Here is a 17,223-nt window from a genome sequence, read left to right on the forward strand (position 1 = left end):
ACGAAATCCTTCGCGTTGCGGGAAAGCGGCATCAGAAAGCCATACCTTGAACTTAGGGTATAACCTGAGGTTATACCCTACTGATGAACAAGTATTCGTCAGTGATGATGCATCATGAAATAGTCCGTTCATCCCTTGAGCGTTGATGAGAAAAAATCATGATGCGGCATATGCAAATTGAAACGGTCAATCTGCCCCTAGCCCGTCCTATGGCGGTTGATAACGGGACGCGTCACGCGGTTACCGTTATCCGCGTCGCGTTGGAAGAAAAAGGATTTATTGGACAAGGCGAATGTACGCCAGTCGCCCATTATGGCGAGTCCGCCGACAGCGTATGTCGCCAGCTCTCTGCGGTCCGTGAAGCAATAGAACACGGCCTGACCATCGAACAGCTCCAGAAAGATTTATCGCCGGGTGCGGCCAGAAATGCGCTGGACTGCGCCCTGTGGCGGCTCAACACCGCATTGGAAAAACAGACGCTGTGGCAGCGCATCGGCATTCATCCCCCGACATCCGTGGTCTGTGCGCAAACGTTGGCGCTCGACAGCGTAGAGAAAATGGCCACCGCCGCATCCAATGCGGTTTCCCACGGCGCCCTGCTGCTGAAAATCAAACTGGATCGCGAGCTGATTCTGGAGAAGGTCGCTGCCATTCGTGCCGCCGCGCCCAATACCAGATTGATTATCGACGCGAGAGCAAGCTGGAGCGGGCTGGATTTACATAGCCTGTCCACGGCCTTGCTGCCTTATCAGGTCGCCATGATTGAGCAACCGCTTCCTGTCGGTAAGGACGAGGATTTACAGCAGTTTTCTCACCCGATTCCGATCTGCGCGGACGAAAGCTGCCGCCACAGCGGTGACATCGTCGGGCTGCGCCGTCGTTACGACATGATCAACATCAAGCTGGACAAGTGTGGCGGGCTAACCGAAGCGCTGGCGATGGTGCGCGAAGCCCACTTTCACGGCCTGCGCATTATGGTCGGCTGCACGCTGGGCTCGTCAATGGCGATGGAAGCCGCCCTGCCCGTCGCCGCCGATGCCGAGCACGTCGATCTCGATGGCCCTATTTGGCTAGCCGCCGACAGTTCGCCTTATCTGACCTATAACCTCGGCCGAATCTGGCTATGACGCAATCAACCGAAGCAACCATGAAACCCTCAACCGGAGTGACCATGACGGATATCATGCACGCGGGTGCCGCCACAGCACCCGGTAACGCCCCCAGACCTGTACTGGAAATCGATGACCTGAGCGTCAGCTTTAGCGGCCGTTCCGGCACGCATCAGGCGCTAAAAGGCATTTCCTTTACCGTGAATAAAGGGGAAGTGGTCGCCGTGGTCGGCGAAAGTGGTTCAGGCAAGTCCGTGACGTCACTCGCCGTGATGGGGCTGCTGGCGGATTCTGCCAACATCGAACGCGGCACGCTCCGTTTCACCGCACGCGACGGCAAACAGCATGACCTGCTGAGCATGAAAGCAGAAGCGCGTCGTAAGCTGCGCGGTCGCGATCTCGCGATGATTTTTCAGGAACCGATGACCTCGCTTAATCCGGTGCTGAAAGTCGGCGATCAGCTCACCGAAGCCCTGCTTGACCACAAAATCTGCGATGCCGCCAGCGCGGACAAAAAAGCCCGTGAGCTGCTGCACAAGGTGCGTATCGCAGACGTCGATCGCGTGATGAAAAGCTACCCGCACTCGCTGTCTGGCGGAATGCGTCAACGCGTGATGATTGCACAGGCGCTGGCCTGCGATCCGCAGTTGTTGATTGCCGATGAACCGACCACCGCGCTGGACGTCACCGTGCAGGCTCGCATTCTGCAAATCCTGCGCGACCTGCAACAGCAGAGTGACATGTCGGTCCTGTTTATCACGCACGACATGGGCGTGGTGGCGGAAATCGCCGATCGCGTGGTGGTGATGTACCGCGGCGAGATCGTCGAGCAAGGCACCGTCGAACAGATTTTTGCCGCACCGCAACACCCTTATACCCAGTCGCTGCTGGCCGCCGTACCGAAGCTGGGCGACATGCGCGATAGCCTCTGGCCGAAGCGCTTTCCTTTACTGGGACAGGCTGCCGATCCAGAAAATAGTGAACAGGTCACCGCCCGCTATGACGCTGAGCCGTTGTTGGATATTCGCGGACTGAGCGTGTATTACCCCATGCGCAGTGGGATTTTATCCACTATCACCCACCACGTTCACGCGGTAGAACAGATCGATTTCAACGTCTGGCCGGGCGAAACGCTGGCTATCGTCGGAGAAAGCGGCTGCGGCAAGTCCACCACCGGACGCGCCCTGCTGCGTCTGGTACAGAGCCAAGCCGAAAGCATTCATTTTCAGGGTAACGAAATTTCCCAGATGAAAGAGCGGGATTTCCAGCCGCTGCGTCGGGAAATGCAGATGGTATTTCAAGACCCGTACGCCTCGCTCAACCCGCGCCTGACGGTCGGCTTCACCATTGCGGAACCGCTGTTGCTGCACGGGCTGGTGAAATCGCTGGAAGAAGCGACACCACAGGTGCAGGCGCTGTTAAAAAGCGTCGGCCTACTGCCAGAGCACGCGCGTCGTTATCCGCACGAGTTTTCCGGCGGACAGCGTCAGCGTATCGCGATTGCCCGCGCGATGGCGCTACAGCCGCAGGTCATCATTGCTGACGAAGCCGTTTCGGCGCTCGATGTGTCGATTCAGGCGCAGGTCATCAACCTGATGATGGATCTCCAGAAAAAAACCGGCGTGTCGTGGATTTTCATCTCGCACGATATGGCCGTTGTCGAACGCATCGCCAACCGCGTCGCGGTGATGTACCTCGGTCAGATTGTGGAAATCGGCCCGCGCCAGTCGGTGTTTAACGACCCGCAGCACCCGTATACCCGCCGCCTGTTGGCCTCGGTTCCGATTGCCGATCCAACCCGTCGCGGCGCACGCCAGTTTGACGACAGCGAAATCCCCTCACCCTTGCGTAAAGCAGGCGAGGCCGTCGCCAAAACGCGCTACCGAGAGGTCGCGCCGCAGCACTGGGTCGCCGACAACGAATCGGCAGCCTGAAACACAACGTCATGACAAGAAAATAGCCATAAAACACAACGTTTTTATAAAACACAACACACGTTCATTGCTGACCAGGAGAGAAACCATGAAGCCATTCGTTCGTCGCTCTGCCGTTGCCCTCGGGCTCTCACTGTGTCTGGCGGCTGTTGCCCAGGCGCAAGACCTTCGTATTTCCATCTATGCCGATATCACCGGGCTCGACCCGCACGACACCTCGGATACGCTGAGCTACTCCATTCAGAGCGGCATCTTCGAGCGTCTGTTCCAGTTCGATAATAAAATGAAGCTGGTGCCGCGTCTGGCGACGGGCTACACCAGTAATGACACCGCCACCGAGTTCGTCGTTACGCTGCGCGAAGGCATCACCTTCCAGGACGGCGCTCCCTTCAACGCCGACGCCGTTAAAGCTAACCTCGACCGTCTGGCCGATCAGAGCAAAGGCTTAAAACGCAACAGCCTGTTTAACATGGTGCAAACCGTCACCGTGCTGTCGCCTACTCAGGTCAAAATCGAGCTGAACAAATCTTTCGGAGCCTTTGTGAACACACTGGCGCACCCGTCTGCCGTTATGCACAGCCCGGAAGCGCTGAAGAAATACCCAGACGAAGCACAGCTGCGCGTGAACCCAGTCGGTACTGGCCCGTTCAAATTCACCGAATGGCAGCAGGGTAAAGACGTGAAGCTGGTGAAATTCGACAACTACTGGCAGAAAGGCTGGCCGAAAGTCGACAGCGTGACCTTCTACCCGACGCCGGAAGATTCCACCCGCGTGGCGTCACTGAAATCCGGCCAGGTCGATGCCGTTTATCCGCTGCCTTCCGATCTGATCGGCACCGTACAAAACGACAGCAAACTGGCGATTCAGCGCGACCCGAGTATTTATCAATTCTGGCTGGCGATGAACAACCTGCGTCCGCCGCTGAACGATATCCGCGTGCGTCAGGCGCTCAACTACGCCATCAACCGTGACATCTGGCTGAAAGTTGGCTTTGCCGGCATGGGCGTTCCTGCCTCTTCTGCGATGGCACCGGACGTGCAGTTCTTCGCACGCCAAAGCTCACCGAACTACACCTATAACCCAGAAAAAGCCAAGGCGCTGCTGAAAGAAGCGGGCTACGCCAACGGCCTGAGCCTGAAGCTGTGGACGACGAACCGCACCGACTACATCCGTAGCGCACAGTTCTTCAAGCAGCAGTTAGAGCAGGTCGGCATCAAGGTCACCGTCACCCCGATGGATTCCGGGATGCGTAACGCCAAGCTGTTTGGCGTAAAAGATCCGAAAGACGCCGAATTTGACCTGTTCTACAACGGCTGGTCTCCGTCTACCGGTGATGCTGACTGGGCGCTGCGTCCGCTGTTCGCGACAGAGTCCTGGGTTCCGGTTGCGTATAACGTTTCCTACTACAGCAATCCGGTAACGGATAAAGCGATTACCGCTGGGTTGGCCACTGCCGATGCAGACAAACGTGCCGCGGCTTACGCTGATGCACAACGTCAGATTTGGCAGGATGCGCCTGTGGTCTTCCTGGGCTCGCCGGACAACGTTGTCGGCAAAACCAAGAACCTCGACGGCGTGTACATGCTGGCGGATGGCTCACTGATCTTCGATCAGGCTGAATTTAAGTAATCGGTCAGGGAGAACGCCATGTTTGCTTATATCGTCCGACGTTTGCTGGAAATGATCCCGGTTCTACTGGTGGTCTCCCTGTTAGTGTTCGGTTTTATAAAACTGTTGCCGGGCGATCCGGCACGTATTTATGCAGGTGCTGACGCGACCATTGAGGCGGTGGAAGCCGCCCGTCAGCAGCTAGGATTGAACGACCCGCTGCCGCAGCAGTATGTCCACTGGCTCGGCGGCCTGTTCAGCGGCGATCTGGGTGTGACGTACCGCACCCAGCAACCCGTCATCGACGTCATCAGCAAGAGCTTTATGCCCACCATGTGGCTGGCGCTGGCAGGCTTTGTCTGGTCGGTGCTGCTTGGCCTGCTGATTGGCGTGGTGTCCGCGCTCAAGCGGGGGAAATGGCAAGACTGGACGCTGATGAGCTTTGCAGTCGGCGGAATTTCCATGCCGCCGTTCTGGCTCGGCCTGTTGCTGATTCAGTTTGTCGCCATGCCGTTCGGCGTCTTTTCCGTCAGCGGCTTTAATCAGCCCAGCGACATCATTCTGCCCGCGCTGACGCTCGGGGCATCGGTAGCGGCCGTTATGGCACGCTTTACCCGCTCCGCGTTTCTGGAAGTCGCGCAGGAAGACTACGTCCGCACCGCGCGCTCCAAGGGGCTGCGCAATCGGCTAGTCACCTGGAAGCACGTGATGCGTAATGCGCTGATCCCGGTCATCACCATGTTGGGGCTGCAATTCGGCTTCCTGCTTGGTGGCTCCATTGTGGTCGAAAGCGTGTTTAGCTGGCCGGGTCTGGGCTGGCTGCTGATTGAATCGATCAAGACGCAGGATCAGCCGGTCATTCAGGCGCTGGTGATGCTGTTCGTGTTTGAATTTATTGTCATTAATCTGTTGGTGGACCTGCTGTACGCGGTGGTCAATCCGGCGATTCGCCTACGTTAGGAGACACGATGAACCTTCCTCCAGAACCCGTCGTGGCTGTTGCCACGCTTGATGAAGAGACGATACGTTCGCCGTGGCGCGACTTCGTTCAGGTCTTTATCCGTAACCCGATGGCGCTAGTTTCCAGCGGCGTCGTCCTGCTGCTGGTACTGGTCGCCATTTTCGCCCCCTGGCTGGCACCGTGGAACCCGATGGAGCCCGACTGGGCATCGCTGGCTTCACCGCCTTCGGCGGCGCACTGGATGGGCACCGACGATCTCGGGCGCGATGTGATGAGCCGCATCATCTACGGCGCACGCATCTCGTTATACATCGGTATCTTTTCCGTCACGCTGGGCATGCTGGCCGGCATCGTGCTCGGTCTGCTAGCAGGCTACTACGGTCGCTGGGTGGATACGCTGATCATGCGCGGTTCTGACGTGCTGTTCGCCTTCCCCGGCATGCTGCTGGCGATTGCGGTCGTTGCGATCCTCGGCCCCGGCCTGAATAACGTGATTATCGCCGTCGCAGTCTTCAGCGTACCGGTCTTCGCCCGCATCGTGCGTGCTTCTACGCTGTCGCTGAAACAGGCGGCCTATGTGGAAGCGGTACGCTGCGCCGGCGCACCGGATCGCATTGTGCTGATGCGCCACATCCTGCCCGGCACGCTGCCTAACGTGATCGTCTATTTCACCATGCGTATCGGCACCAGCATCCTGACCGCGGCAGGCCTGAGCTTCATCGGCCTCGGCCCGGAGCCGGACGTACCGGAATGGGGCAACATTCTGGCCATGAGCCGCAGCCTGATGATGGCAGGTGCCTGGCACGTCAGCGTGTTCCCCGGTCTGGCAATTTTCTTCACCGTGCTGGCGTTTAACCTGCTCGGGGATGCGCTGCGTGATACGCTCGATCCCAAACTGAAAAGCTGAGGAAGGCAATGCACGGCGATCACCCGATGAACGACTATCACCAGCAGCAGCAGGCGCTGTTGCTACAACGCTGGAAAACGACGCGGCAGTTGGGTACGCCGCGCTCGGCCAGCGGGCCGCATAACCGCCTCAGCGACGTAGCGGGCGTGCGCGTCGGCCACTGCACGCTGGCTGCGGGTGAAGTACAAACCGGCGTCACGGCGATTGTGCCGCCCGGTGAGAACCTGTTCACCCATCCCCTGCCCTGCGGCGCGGCCGTGCTAAACGGCTTCGCTAAACCCGTTGGGCTGGTACAGATTGAGGAATTGGGGCTGTTGCAAACCCCCATTTTACTCAGCAACACGCTGGCAACTGGCACGCTGTTTACCGCGCTGGTGCGCGATGCCATTTCCCGTAATCCAGAACTGGGCCGCACGCTGCCGACGGTTAACCCGCTGGCGCTGGAGTGCAACGACGGCTGGCTGAACAACATTCAGGCGCTGGCAGTAACAGAACCGATGGCACGGCAAGCGCTGGACGATGCAACGGACACCTTTGCACGCGGCAGCGTCGGGGCTGGGCGTGGTATGAGCTGCTTTAGCCTGAAAGGCGGCATCGGCACCGCATCGCGCCTGATTCCCGAATTAAACGCCACGCTCGGCGTGTTGGTCCTGGCAAATTTCGGCACGCTTTCCGCGCTGACGCTGGACGGCGTGCAGATGGGCGACGCCATCGCCCCTATCCTGCCGGGGCTCGCACCGCAACAGGACGCCGGATCGATCATCATTATCATGGCGACGGATGCCCCGCTCGATGCCCGACAGCTCAAGCGTATCGCCAAGCGTGCCGGTGCAGGATTAGGTCGGCTCGGCAGCTACTGGGGACACGGCTCCGGCGATATCGCCGTTGCGTTTTCCACCTGCCCACAGCCGCAACCGCCGGAGGATGCGCAGCTTGAATCGCTGTTAAGCGCCGCCGCCGACGCGACCGAACACGCGGTGCTCGACGCCATGCTTCAGGCAGACGCCGTGACTGGTTTTCGCAGCCATCATCGCCCGACGCTGCCACAGGCGTTGGATCGGTTGGCTGCAACGCTTTATCCATAAGCAAACTCTCCCGTAGGAAACTGACTATGAAAGTGTTTATCTCTGCTGATATCGAAGGGATCGCGGGCGTGATGCGCCCAGAACAGTGCAGCCCCGGCACCGCGGAATACCAACTGGCGCGCGGCCTGATGGAGCAGGAAGTGAACGCCGCGATTGACGGTGCGTTCGCGGGTGGCGCAACAGAGGTGGTGGTCGCCGACAGCCATGCGGCAATGGTCAATCTGCGTGCGGAGAACATCGACGCCCGCGCCCGACTGGTACAAGGCAAACCGCGCGGCTATTCGATGGTAGAAGGGCTGGAGCAACAACAGTTCGACGGCCTGATGTTCATCGGTTATCACAGTGCAGCAGGCGAGTTTGGCGTGCTGTCGCATACCATCAATGGTCGTGCGTTCTACCGCGTGCGCATCAACGGTGAAATCATGGGCGAGAGCGACATCTACGCTGCCGCCGGTGTGGAACAGAAGACGCCACTCTGGCTGGTCAGCGGTGACGACACGCTCCAGAGCTGGATCGCCCGCTACTACCCTGCCACCGATTACGCCTGCGTCAAACGCGCCATTTCACAGCATGCAGCGGAATCCCTCAGCACCGAGCAGGCCCGTAAGGTGATTCGTAATGCAGCCAAAGCGGCGGTGGAAAAAGCGCACCGGACGCTGAACTCACGGATTCAGGCACCCTACCGTCTTGAACTGATGGTGGCAAAACCGGTACTGGCCGATCTATTCTGTCTGCTGCCAAGCGTTGAACGTTTAGATGCCATAACCGTAGGTTATACGGCGCAGAGCATGCGGGAAATCACCAGCCTGTTGGGTGCCTTTTCCTATCTGGCGACGACGCAAAACTGATTCCGGTCTCTCCGCCCCTGATTTCGGGAGCGTAAACCGCTTGAAAAGAGAATTTATCGCATGACGAAACCCGTGATTGTGATCCACGGTGGCGCAGGTGCGCTGACCCGCTCGGCTATGAGCGCTGAAAAAGAGCAACGCTATCTGGCTGCGCTGTCCGAGATTGTCGCCAGCGGACAACGCATTCTGGCTGAAAACGGCAGCGCGTTGGATGCCGTAACGGAAGCCGTCCGTCTGTTGGAAGAGTGCCCGTTATTCAATGCCGGACACGGTTCGGTCTTCACCCACGCGGAAACCCACGAACTGGACGCCAGCATCATGGACGGACGGTCGCTGGATGCTGGCGCGGTCAGTTGCGTCAGCCATATCCGTAACCCGATTCTGGCGGCTCGCACCGTACTCGAAGCCAGCCCGCATGTGATGTTTACCGCCGACGGCGCGGAAGCCTTTGCACAGCAGCACGGTCTGGAAAGGGTTGATCCTGCATTTTTCTCTACTGACGAACGCCGTCAGCAGTTGCATAACGCACAGGCGGGAGAAGGCCGCGTCATCCTCGACCATGATGGTCAGAACGACCCTATCGATCCCGACCGTAAATTCGGCACCGTGGGCGCGGTCGCACTGGACAGCGCAGGCAACCTCGCGGCGGCAACCTCGACGGGCGGCATGACCAACAAACAGGCCGGACGCGTGGGCGATAGCCCCATCATCGGCGCAGGCTGCTACGCCAATAACCAGACGGTGGCCGTTTCCTGCACCGGTACTGGCGAGGTCTTTATGCGTGCCGTCGCCGCCTATGATGTCTCGGCGCTGATGGAATATGCCGGACTCACGCTACAGCAGGCCAGCGATCGCGTAGTGATGGAGAAACTCGTGCAAATGGACGGCAGCGGCGGACTGATTGCTGTCGATAAAGCAGGCAACATCGCCTTGCCATTTAACAGCGAAGGCATGTATCGCGGCTATGGCTACGTGGGAGAAGCCCCCGTCGCCGATATTTATCGCTAACTTGCCAGCGCGTCGAAACAGAATCAAAACGCCCGATATCGGTGCATTGCACTATTATCGGGCGTAAAAATAGTGCGTAAAGTGTTCTCATCGCTTATCTATCGACCATTCATCACGACCTTATAACCTGGCGTAATAATTGCAGACTTTTTGGTTATTACTCATACGATGCTCATCAGAAAGCGTCAGCCGGAGCCTGCAACCATGCGATTACGCCATATTGAAATCTTCCAGGCCATTGTTCAGGCAGGTACCATCAGCGGCGCCGCCCGTTTACTCAACGTCTCACAACCCAACGTCAGCCGGGTATTGAATCACGCAGAACAACAGCTCGGTTTTTCCCTGTTTGAACGTCGCACACAGGGAATGATCGCCACCGAAGAAGGGCTGCGCCTGATACCAAAAGTGCAGGAGCTTTTCAGCCATCTGCAAAGCATCAGTTCGCTCACTGAACAAATCAAAACCAGCAAGGCACACTCCGTACGGCTGGGTGCAGCGCATGCATTCGGGCAAATGATCGTGGCACCGACGCTGGTGGAATTTCATAAGCAGGCAGCCTCGGTTAACGTCGAACTCGTCACCGAACACTTCAGCACGCTGTGCCAGAACATCCTGCAAAACCAGCTCGATTTCGCGCTGATCTTTGGTCAGCAGGTGCCGTCCGAACTGCTGGCAGAACCCCTGTTCCAGTCCACGATGGTTGCCCTGTTGCCGAAAGACAGCCCGATAAATGGCCCCGTCTCGCTGGAATGGCTGTGCAACAACAATCTGCTGATGATGCAGCATCAGGACCCGCTCGGTCAGGTGGTGCACCGCGCCCTGCGCGACAAGGCGCTACAGCCGGCGGCTTCGCTCTACATCAAAACCTACTCGGTGATTGCCGACATGGTGCTGGCGGGCGGCGGTGCGGGCATCGTCGATCTCTTTACCGCCTGTCGCTATGCCGACCAGCTCAAGATCGTCCCTATCGATCAGCCGCTGCCTTTTGAAGTCACGCTAATCAGCCGCCGCGACAACCCACAGTCACAGGCGACGCTGCAACTGAAACAGATGATGAAAAATCGCTGTCGCGACATCGCCAGACAGAACGAGACGCTGCTTTACGCCGCCTGATTCACGACAGACGCTACGCCACGGACGGTTTTTCCTATCCCCTGCGCGGGACTCAACGCTATAATCCTTCTCATCATTTGCTTTAAGGTATGCACCAATGATTCGCAGCATGACCGCTTACGCCCGCCGAGAGATCAAGGGCAACTGGGGAAGCGCAGCCTGGGAACTGCGTTCCGTTAACCAGCGCTATCTGGAAACCTATCTTCGTTTACCGGAACAATTCCGCAGCCTCGAACCTGTCGCGCGTGAGCGCATCCGCGCCCGCTTGACCCGTGGCAAAATCGAATGCAACCTGCGTTTTGAGCTCGACCCGAGTGCGCAAAGTGCGCTGATCCTGAACGAAAAGCTGGCGAAACAGCTGATTAATGCGGCCAACTGGGTCAAGATGCAAAGCGACGAAGGGGAAATCAACCCGGTTGATATTCTGCGCTGGCCCGGCGTGATGTCGGCGGAAGAGCAGGATCTGGACGCCATCAGCGCCGAACTGCTGAAAGCACTGGAAGGCGCGCTGGATGATTTCATCGCCGCCCGTGAAAGCGAAGGTGATGCGCTGAAAGGGATGATCGAACAGCGTCTGGCTGGCGTCAGCGCCGAAGTCGTCAAAGTGCGCGCCCAGATGCCGAACATCCTGCTATGGCAGCGCGAGCGTCTGCAAAGCAAACTGGAAGATGCGCAGGTACAGCTGGAAAATAACCGTCTGGAACAGGAACTGGTTCTGATGGCACAGCGCGTCGACGTCTCGGAAGAACTCGACCGCCTCGACGCTCACGTCAAAGAAACCTACAAAATCCTGAAAAAAGAAGAAGCCGTCGGCCGCCGCCTCGACTTCATGATGCAGGAATTCAACCGCGAATCGAACACGCTGGCCTCGAAATCCATCAACGCCGACGTCACCGCGTCAGCCATTGAGTTGAAAGTGCTGATCGAGCAAATGCGGGAACAGATTCAGAATATCGAGTGATGTGTCACGCGCTCTCGCGTTCTCTCACTAAGTCGTGTCAGGATAAAAAGGCCATTGTAAATCATGGCCTTTTTTGTTTTATGATGGAAGACGAAAACATGGGGCTAACCCATATCAAATGGATTTTTTGTTGTTCCGTCATTCAATAACTCAGACGCGATGGCATTTACCTCGCCCTGAACATAAGCCCAATATTCAGGATTATCGAGGGTTCTCTCTTTAATTTGCTTAGGAATAAAGCGGCTCATTTCCATATTGAAGTCGTCACGGACTTCATCTTCCGACATCAGCTTGGCTAACTGAATAGACAGTGCCTGTCGAAAGTCTTCTGTTTGCTTCTGTCTGGCGGTGAGCTTCTTTTCAACCAGTGTCTTGGATAAATCAATACCGCGCTGCTTAATCCAAACGATATCCCAGATATCACGAGGTTTAATACGCCTTGCCCGATACGCTAACGCGATCAACTTATCGGCCAATGTTTCTTGTAACGACTGTACCGGAACCAAAATCCCTTCAGTCGGTACAACGATGTCGTAATGATTGATTAGCGGGCGCTTTTCAATATCAAATGACGGAATAGCACAGACGTCAATATGCATTTTTTGCCGTGGCAAATCAGGACGATTAGCTTCTTTTACGATACTAATTTTCCAAGAAACGGTATCCCCTTGCTGCTCGCCAGAAGGTTTGTTTACCCAAACTTCGGTTTCATACTTGTTCTGAATATAGGTTTGAATTTCGGACTCCAGCCCCTCAAACGCTGAGGGCTGGAAATCATGACCACCATTGAAATCAAGATCTTCTGATAGCCTGCTGCTGTTGTAACACATTCGTAATGAGGTGCCGCCAATAAACGTTAACCGCTGCATGACGCCCTGTTTGATCAGCACATCGATAATGTCATGATGCAAGATCTCTTTTTCTATGACGGGTGTTACTGCGACATAGTCAGGGTTTGACTGGATGATTTGGCGAATTTGTTGCTTCAGCATACGTTATCTCCCACACACTTCCCCCATACTTAGCTCTCCAACATATGTAGATTGCGCTGGCAGTGCTTTAGATCTGCAATCGCTTGTTCCTTGTATGCGCGATACATTTTGATGTCAGGGTCATAGTACAAATTAGGTGCAATTTGCTCGACTGGCTTTTTAGTATGGGTAAGCTCGATCACGCCATAAGGCGTATCAAAACAACCACTTCGACCTTTAGTCACCACCGTGACCCTACCCATCACAACTTGTGAAATATCACCAGTATGACTGAGCTGACTTTCTAAGCTGATGTAGTTCAATACGCCACTGCGCAACTTTTTGATGATTTTATAAATGGCAGTCTCAGGCTCAGGTGGTGTAATAACACTTTCATAGAAGCCTTTCACCACTCGTCTTAGCAACCCCTTCTTTACGCAATCTGCCAGGAACTTTCTAAAGGCTGGGTCACAAGGCACACCCTGCATAAAAGCCAGCTCTGTTACACTGTGAATGCCACCGCCAGCGTTCACTGATTTAGCCAACGCGTTTAATAGCTCATCAGATTTAGCCATAGGTCTACACTACATTACCAAATAAGTAATGTAGTGTAGACCTGCGCAAGAGAAAGGTCTACAGATTGTTACGTGATAAGTAACTTAGCGTAGACCTATTAAACCTGAGTTGGAGTTGCCCCTACTAAAACGGACACGGCTAATTAACAGCTAACATGGCATCGCGATATTCGCGTGGGGATTTCATATTCAGCCCCTTGTGCGGATGCAGGTTATTATAGTCCTCCATCCATTCTGCCATTTTTTCCATCACTGATACTGCATCCGGCAGGTCATTTACGTAGACGTAATCCCGCTTGAACGTCTTGACGAACGATTCTGCCATGCCGTTGCTTTCCGGGCTACGTACTGGGGTGGTACACGCGATGAACCCCAGTGAACTGGCGAACGTACGCGTGGCATCGGCTATGTAGCAACTGCCGTTATCAGTCAGCCATTCTACTGCATGTGGGACCATCAGTGCGTTACCGAACCGCTTCTCCAGACTTTCTGTCAGCAGATCCTGTACCATTACACTGCTGATACCCCCTGTGGTGGCACTCCAGCCGATAACCTCTCGGTCACAGCAGTCCAGGCTGAACACCACTCGTACCACTTCACGGTTCCAGCAGCGGATTTCAAAGCCGTCAGAGCACCACCGGGTATCCGGTTTCAGTGTGATCACACTACCGATATGGTTGCGGTGTTTTTTCTCATGACCCGATTTTGCCAGCAGCAGGTTATGGTGTTTCATGATCCGGTATATCCGCTTTGGATTTACCCGGCGACCGTCTTCCTTTAACCTGCGATTCAGATGTGCGGTGACCCTGCGATAGCCATTTGTCGAGCGCTGGCTGCATATCTGTCTGATTGATGGCAATAATTCCTCATCCGCTTCTTTGCTGTAACGCGCCATACGGGGCAGTCGCTGCCCACTCAGGCGTTCATAAAGATTAGAGCGTGATACCTGCAGTACCTGTGTTATCCGGATTAGGGGATATCGTCCGGTGGCAGCAATGGCATGCGCGATATCAACTTTTTTGACTGCGCTATCTCCAGCGCATCGCGGAGGATTTCGGCTTCCATTGTTTTACGTCCCAGCATCTGCTCAAGCTGTTTTACCTTTTTTTCCAGTGCCTTAACTTCAGCAACACTGACAACGTCATCGCCAGCAGCGATCGCAGATTGGCCACCTTCGTTCATAAGTCGTTTCCATTTAAAAAGCAGACTGGGTGTAATGCCATATTGCCGGGCAACCAGAGAAACGGAATAGCCGGGTTGCATGGACAGCGCAACAAAACGGGATTTTTCTTCGGCAGTATAACGGCGTCGCTTCTGCTCGCCAGTGATCACTTCGATTCTTTGCACAAGACACTCCTTAAACATAGGTCTATGCCTATGTCTTATTGATGAAGTGTCCGGTTTAAATGGGGGCTACTACATGAGTAACCTTCGCTCTCGACTCTTGTATATCGCCAGCCAGGGATACCACTATGTCCATACTGAGCATTTTTATAGAATTTGGACACGGTGATACCCATTTTGAATGGGCAAGGCATTCTGTTGGATACTTATTTTGAAGAGCGTAAGGTGGCTCACACCTTGCTTGATAAGTGCCCAGTATTAGATACAACGCTCAGAGCGTTTTTGTCGCGTTATTTCCCTTCCCCCTCCCTTGCATGTGATACCGTCAAGGCTTCCTTATAGACGTCTTTCACAGAATTAAATTGCTGAGCCGCCTCCAGCGCACTCAGCGTTGTCAGCTTCATCGAGTGACGAATCGGCCGATGAGGAACGTTTTCAATCGGTGTGTTTAACGTCAGTGGTTTACCTAATTCAAACAAAATACAATCGTATGAATCGGTGCTTAGTTTCCCTGCGTGCTCTACCGTTAATTCATTCCTTTTAACGATTTTCTGGCTTTTAATGGGCCATATTTTCTTAATCGATTTCCAGTGGTGATCAAAGTCACTCGTTGAGGCGATAGCGAGGTAACGTATTTCTGCGACAAGGTGGTTTCTGGAGTTCTTCATCGCCTGATTAAATGTCTCAACTCTGGTGTGATACCATGCTGATGTGCCGTTTTCAAAATTATCAAAATACGTGCTGGCTCGCCCTTTAGTGCCGCCCAAGGATGCCGTCATCACTAAATCGGGATAAAGCGTTTGCTCCATACCGTAATAAGGGATTCGAGCAGGTTCTTGCAAATATAAGTGCTCTTGCAATTTTTGCGTGCTGTAATCACTTCCCGCAGCGCCAAGTTGACGCTTTAAGAAATCAACCATCCAGCGGCACCCAAATTGATCCTTGTCGTTCGGAAGAAGCGCAAATGCACCAATCCCCACCTCAGAAATCATATCAAGGTAAGGGTTGTCGTCCACGTGTTGGTTAAAACATCCAGGATAGAGGGCAAAAGCACCAAACACGGGACGGCTTTTATGGCCCATAGCGGACGATTGATCTTGCGTAATACGGATCAAGGCATCGCGGTAACGGTGCATCTGGTTAATGGCATCGTCCGGCACCAAATCGGTTTTATCAATATCGTATTTATGCGCATCGCTACCATCCACTTGACTCGGTTTGGTTTGAATACGGTACTTTGCATCGAACAGCCAAATAAAGCGTTTGTCGCTCGGCGTAGGGAATTCGACCTTCAAGACAATATCAGGACAATGAGAGACGAAGTAAGAACGAATATCCTTGCTGTTTGGGGTAAAAATAGGTTCGTGTGCTAATCTCGCCACTAAACCATCATCGCGTTCAAAAACAAAAGCGCCCGCAAAACCATTCTTTAATTGATATTCAAAGTCATTTTTTAATACTAAGGTTTGGCGATTCGGCGTGACATCCTTAAAGCCAAGGTCGTCGACTAAAATGTTGCGCAATGCCAGAAAACACCACACTTCATAAATTTCGGCAACCGACTTCATCGAGATACTGGTTTGATTGGCAAAAACATCCAAGTAGCATTTAAGTTCCTGCCAAATACGGTATACCGCGCTGTATCCTGTTTTTTGTTGCAGCACAAGAGATGATTTAGCCAAGCCATTAAATACACCAACGTCACGTAAAAAACTGTGATTCAGCATTTTGCTTAATGGTTTTTGCCAACTGCCAATTTCGTTGAGGAACACATCGGAAAGGCGTTGATTCTCTGGGGCTTGATTATTTTTTCGCAGCTTACGTTCAAACTCGGCTAATCGATTTTTGCACTGGGTGACCACCATTTTGATAAAACGATTCTCTGGCGTATCGACACTCAAGTATTTTTTTTCAACGCGATAGCGTCTATCAGATCGACCATTCTTCAGATCGTTAATGACGTTTTCGGCTAAGCGCTGAGGTAATCGCCCTTTTAAACGATCCGCGCGTACAAATGAAATGTTGGGCTGTAAACGACGATGAGGCGCTTGGCTGATAATTTTTAAACTTTGCGCCAAGCGTTGTCTCAGCGTAGTGAAATTAGCCAACCAAAGTAATGGAAAATCACCACGCTGTTTACTGTGCTCTGCATCTTGCTCCGTTTTTTCCGCCAGGCTAAAACGCCATAGCGGGTAATGATTGTCGAGTACGTGGTACATCTCCAACAAATCACGGTGCAAATCCATTTTGGTCGGCAACACTTCAAAAGCAAGGGTAAACCGATAATCCTTACCTGCAAGGCGATAGCTAAGCGGCAGGCGCATCCAGCCGACATCATTACCGGTGTTGATGGTGCCCGTTAAGCGAGCGGGAATATCACGTTTCTTTGCAGCAAAGCGAAAACCTTCATTCACCAGCCTTACGCGGTGGGTCAAGCCGGCTTTCTCCACCTCATTAAAAAATACCCACTCAAACTGATATTGCGCATTTTCAAAAAACAAAGGTTCCCGCAAATTAACACATTCACTCTGCAAACTGGGCGCGTTCCCCAACGCATCAGAGATGAGGGTTTGATCAAGAACCGCCACTTCTTGTAAATCCATCGCGGGGGAAAAACGCACCTCTGAGCCCACCCGATTCTCAGCCGAGGGATGACGAGCATCAGCGTGCTGAGCTCGTTTAGCCAGCGTGTTACGGTAAACCTGTTGCCGTTTAGCGATATCATTACACCAAATCGACAGTTCAAAATGCTCAGTTTGTACTCGCAGTAATTCGGGCATTTCGTACCGCCTTGTGGG

The 17,223-nt window shown here is 54.3% G+C and carries 14 protein-coding genes; 10 read left to right on the forward strand and 4 right to left on the reverse strand.

Features of this window, described 5'->3' with window-relative positions:
* Nucleotides 1–161: 161 nt before the first annotated feature.
* From ycjG to EO763_RS21380, 10 genes are all read left to right on the forward strand, one after another.
* Nucleotides 162–1,127, forward strand: coding sequence for an L-Ala-D/L-Glu epimerase (gene ycjG, locus EO763_RS21335; RefSeq protein ID WP_208852021.1), 966 nt, complete (start codon nucleotides 162–164; stop codon nucleotides 1,125–1,127).
* 44 nt (nucleotides 1,128–1,171) lie between these two features.
* Nucleotides 1,172–3,043 (forward strand): ABC transporter ATP-binding protein, encoded by a 1,872-nt coding sequence (locus tag EO763_RS21340; protein WP_161530455.1) that lies wholly within the window; start codon nucleotides 1,172–1,174, stop codon nucleotides 3,041–3,043.
* 88 nt (nucleotides 3,044–3,131) lie between these two features.
* The gene (locus EO763_RS21345) at nucleotides 3,132–4,673 is read left to right on the forward strand and encodes a glutathione ABC transporter substrate-binding protein (protein WP_039474573.1); all 1,542 of its coding nucleotides are present in this window, start codon (nucleotides 3,132–3,134) and stop codon (nucleotides 4,671–4,673) included.
* Nucleotides 4,674–4,691: 18 nt separating this feature from the next.
* Entirely contained in the window at nucleotides 4,692–5,612 is a 921-nt protein-coding gene (locus EO763_RS21350; RefSeq protein WP_014913740.1) for an ABC transporter permease, read from the forward strand.
* Nucleotides 5,613–5,620: 8 nt separating this feature from the next.
* The gene (locus EO763_RS21355; RefSeq protein ID WP_161530138.1) at nucleotides 5,621–6,520 is read left to right on the forward strand and encodes an ABC transporter permease subunit; all 900 of its coding nucleotides are present in this window, start codon (nucleotides 5,621–5,623) and stop codon (nucleotides 6,518–6,520) included.
* Between the two features lie 8 nt (nucleotides 6,521–6,528).
* Nucleotides 6,529–7,605: a DmpA family aminopeptidase gene (locus EO763_RS21360; protein WP_425281352.1), complete on the forward strand. Its 1,077-nt coding sequence runs from the start codon at nucleotides 6,529–6,531 to the stop codon at nucleotides 7,603–7,605.
* Between the two features lie 26 nt (nucleotides 7,606–7,631).
* Nucleotides 7,632–8,453, forward strand: coding sequence for a M55 family metallopeptidase (locus EO763_RS21365; RefSeq protein WP_161530139.1), 822 nt, complete (start codon nucleotides 7,632–7,634; stop codon nucleotides 8,451–8,453).
* A 60-nt stretch (nucleotides 8,454–8,513) separates the two neighbouring features.
* Nucleotides 8,514–9,461, forward strand: a complete 948-nt coding sequence (locus tag EO763_RS21370) for an isoaspartyl peptidase/L-asparaginase family protein (protein ID WP_039490183.1) — start codon at nucleotides 8,514–8,516, stop codon at nucleotides 9,459–9,461.
* 204 nt (nucleotides 9,462–9,665) lie between these two features.
* Complete coding sequence (locus tag EO763_RS21375) at nucleotides 9,666–10,574, forward strand: LysR family transcriptional regulator (RefSeq protein WP_103162628.1); 909 nt, start codon at nucleotides 9,666–9,668, stop codon at nucleotides 10,572–10,574.
* A gap of 97 nt (nucleotides 10,575–10,671) precedes the next feature.
* Nucleotides 10,672–11,535 carry a YicC/YloC family endoribonuclease gene (locus tag EO763_RS21380; protein WP_161530140.1) on the forward strand — a complete coding sequence of 288 codons (864 nt, stop codon included), beginning with the start codon at nucleotides 10,672–10,674 and terminating at the stop codon, nucleotides 11,533–11,535.
* Between the two features lie 104 nt (nucleotides 11,536–11,639).
* Here the strand turns inward: EO763_RS21380 and EO763_RS21385 are convergent, their stop codons facing one another.
* The 4 genes from EO763_RS21385 to EO763_RS21400 form a co-directional block, all read right to left on the reverse strand.
* Nucleotides 11,640–12,527 carry a nucleotidyl transferase AbiEii/AbiGii toxin family protein gene (locus EO763_RS21385; protein ID WP_161530141.1) on the reverse strand — a complete coding sequence of 296 codons (888 nt, stop codon included), beginning with the start codon at nucleotides 12,525–12,527 and terminating at the stop codon, nucleotides 11,640–11,642.
* A 29-nt stretch (nucleotides 12,528–12,556) separates the two neighbouring features.
* Complete coding sequence (gene abiEi, locus EO763_RS21390; RefSeq protein WP_039490190.1) at nucleotides 12,557–13,081, reverse strand: type IV toxin-antitoxin system AbiEi family antitoxin; 525 nt, start codon at nucleotides 13,079–13,081, stop codon at nucleotides 12,557–12,559.
* 139 nt (nucleotides 13,082–13,220) lie between these two features.
* Nucleotides 13,221–14,446 (reverse strand): IS3 family transposase gene (locus EO763_RS21395; RefSeq protein ID WP_244322017.1). Its coding sequence is split into 2 segments (ribosomal slippage): nucleotides 13,221–14,101 and nucleotides 14,101–14,446, totalling 1,227 coding nucleotides; the frame shifts between segments, so codons are not numbered across the junction.
* 269 nt (nucleotides 14,447–14,715) lie between these two features.
* Nucleotides 14,716–17,205: a restriction endonuclease-like protein gene (locus EO763_RS21400; RefSeq protein ID WP_161530142.1), complete on the reverse strand. Its 2,490-nt coding sequence runs from the start codon at nucleotides 17,203–17,205 to the stop codon at nucleotides 14,716–14,718.
* Nucleotides 17,206–17,223 lie beyond the last annotated feature (18 nt).

This window comes from Pectobacterium odoriferum (assembly GCF_009931295.1).
Taxonomy (GTDB): domain Bacteria; phylum Pseudomonadota; class Gammaproteobacteria; order Enterobacterales; family Enterobacteriaceae; genus Pectobacterium; species Pectobacterium odoriferum.